Raw genomic sequence first — 2619 nt, 5'->3', positions numbered from 1 at the left:
TTCCCTGCCAGTCCTACAGAACCTTTGGGCACCGCCAGGCGCGGGGTTGATTTTCTGGGTATTTCCAGGGCTTCGGGTAAACCTCCGAGGTACATAAAACCCGGAAGGAAACCAATCCCATATACGATGTAGGTATGGCTTGTATGCATGCGGATCAATTCTTCCGTACCTGTTTCCGGAACTTCGGCAACTTCCTCCAGATCCATCCCAAAGGCCTTGTCATAACAAACAGGCAACTTCCAAAGCCAGTGTTTTGCCAGTTTTTTCTTCCTCTTTGCAGCATATTCCTCAAGCAGGAGTTGCTCATAATGTTCCAAATCTACAGAACCGCTATTATTGATAATGGTAAGGGAATTATAGGCCGCTACCAGTTCCCAATCCGGAAAAGGTAAAATTGACTGCTCCAAATGTGCCCTGAAGCCTATGATATCGTCCAATATCGCTTCATCTACCTGATTGGGCCAGGTGATCAAAATGGCATGTTCGCCAAAGGGTTTTACGGCTATCTTGTATGCACCCACTATTTTACCTGAATATTAGTTTTTGGAAATTCGCGATCAAGATACATCAATATCTCCAGAACACCTTCCGTATCTCCATGAATACAAATGGTATCAGCCACAATGGGTTTTTCTACACCTTCGAGAGTGCGTACCGTGCCATTGAGGATCATCGGCAGGATATGGGTCAGTACTTTTTCCGGATCCCTGATCAGGGCATCTGGCCGTTTCCGTGAAACCAAGCTTAGGTCAGCATTATAATTACGGTCACCAAAGGCCTCGTAAAAAAGGTGCCACCCGAGTTTTTTGGCCTCCCCGGCAATTACCGATCCATAAGCTGCAAAGAGTTTACAACCGTCCTGGTAAGGTGCTATGGCCTCAAGGAAGTTAAGCGCCAGGTTGCGATCTTTGGCCAGGTCATTATACAAGGCCCCGTGAGGTTTTATGTGGTGCAGCCTTGCATTCTTATTCCTTATCACACGTAACAGTTGGTCGATCTGCTCCCTCATGCTTGAGATCAAATCAGATTTTGGCAGGATAAGGGATTTTCTGCCGAAATTTTGACGATCAGGATATGAGGGATGGGCTCCGATTTTTACCCCATATTCCAAGGCGAGGGAAACGACCCTTGCCATCGTTTGTTCATCCCCGGCATGCCCCCCACAGGCAATGCTACAGGAGGAAATAAGCGGAAAAAGGTGGGTTTCATTTTCCAACCCTTCACCAACATCACAATTTAAATCGATCTGCTTCATAGTATTCAATAAACTATCCCCAAAACTCCACTAATGCTTTTCAGGCCCAGCAGGCAAACCAATAAGATAATTACTATGGCAACGATGTTCTGCCATTTCCTGTTGGTGTGAGGCCCTAACAAATTCGACTGGTTTAAAATCCACAGCATTAGTATGGCGATTACAGGAAGTAAGAGTCCATTGGTGATCTGGGCAAACTGGATTATTTCTATGGGTTTCACTTCAAAGGAAAGGGAGATAACCCCAATTAGTAAAATGAGCATCCATACGGCACGAAACCGATAATCTTTTAGGTTCGGTTCCCATTTAAAACAGCTCCTGGCTACATAGGCAGCTGCCAAGGGGGCGGTAATGGCGGAGGTTACCCCGGCAGCAAATAAGCCTATACCCATAAAATATCGGGCAGCATTTCCATACAGAGGTTCCAGTGCCCTGGCCATATCCAATACCCCGGAAACTTCTTTTTCCGGGATCGCCACTGCCGTTATGGTTATGGCAATTGAGATGAGACCTCCCAGAGCAATTGATAGTATTGTATCCCGTCTCGCCATGGGGAGGTCAGCGGTTTGCTGCCATTTCTCCCGGACCAGGCTTGCATGCAGGAATAGGTTGTAGGGAACCACGGTGGTTCCAATGAGGCCCACTACGGTAAGTACGCCTGCTTCAGGGAGGGTGGGTATAAAAAGGCCCTGCAACATACCTGTGATATCCGGCCGGGTGATTACTGCAGTAAGGATAAACGAAATGCTCATCAGCAGGACAAGGGTGATAAACACTTTTTCCAGGATTTTGTACGATCCCTGGAACAGCAACACAAAAGCAAGTATACCGATCACAACAGGGTACCATGCATTGTATTTCTCCCCAAAGAGCGCTTGCAGGCCCAGGGTAGCGCCCCCTATATTTCCTGCTTCATAGGCCGTATTTCCAATAACAATAGCCCCCAGGACCAATCCCAGGACAGCGTATTTCTTCCAGGGGGTATTAAGTGCAAGTAAGATGGCCTCAGCGAGTCCTTTACGGGTTATTATCCCCAGTCGTGCCGCCATCTCCTGTAGTACAATTGTGGCCACAACAGAGAGCAAAAGCGCCCACAAAAGGGTATAGCCAAAACCCGCACCAGCCAGGGTACACACTGTGACCGTTCCCGGACCTATGAAGGCCGCTGCGACGAGTACCCCCGGACCTATCTTTTTAAACATGGAATTGGTAACTGCAATTACAATTTTATAAAGATACAAGAAACGCATTCAGTGCCATTTTTCCATACCAAAGTGTGCAGTTCATCTAAAAATTTGCAGTTCGTCTAAAAGTGGGGTGTCATACGTCGAGGGGATATACTAATCCACCCAAGACCGGGTTAT

General features: G+C 47.2%; 3 protein-coding genes. All 3 read right to left on the bottom strand.

The window, feature by feature from the left end:
* Positions 1-521, bottom strand: a 521-nt coding sequence (locus tag AC4E7D_RS12875; protein ID WP_490174193.1) for a 5-oxoprolinase subunit B family protein, incomplete at its 3' end; no start/stop codon positions are given.
* Positions 521-1255 carry a 5-oxoprolinase subunit PxpA gene (gene pxpA / locus AC4E7D_RS12870; RefSeq protein WP_490174192.1) on the bottom strand — a complete coding sequence of 245 codons (735 nt, stop codon included), beginning with the start codon at positions 1253-1255 and terminating at the stop codon, positions 521-523. The genes AC4E7D_RS12875 and pxpA, both read right to left, overlap by 1 nt.
* Positions 1256-1260: 5 nt before the next feature.
* Positions 1261-2457 (bottom strand): Nramp family divalent metal transporter, encoded by a 1197-nt coding sequence (locus AC4E7D_RS12865; RefSeq protein ID WP_490174194.1) that lies wholly within the window; start codon positions 2455-2457, stop codon positions 1261-1263.
* Positions 2458-2619: the final 162 nt, after the last annotated feature.

The sequence above is a fragment of the Lentiprolixibacter sp. genome (assembly GCF_982873095.1).
The sequence above is the reverse complement of the archived record's forward strand: the minus strand, read 5'-3'. Positions and strand labels throughout refer to the sequence as shown.

Excerpts from the sequence above, each read along its gene's own strand:
- pxpA (WP_490174192.1), bottom strand. The coding sequence starts at position 1,255 with ATGAAGCAGATCGATTTAAATTGTGATGTTGGTGAAGGGTTGGAAAAT.
- AC4E7D_RS12865 (WP_490174194.1), bottom strand. The coding sequence starts at position 2,457 with ATGTTTAAAAAGATAGGTCCGGGGGTACTCGTCGCAGCGGCCTTCATA.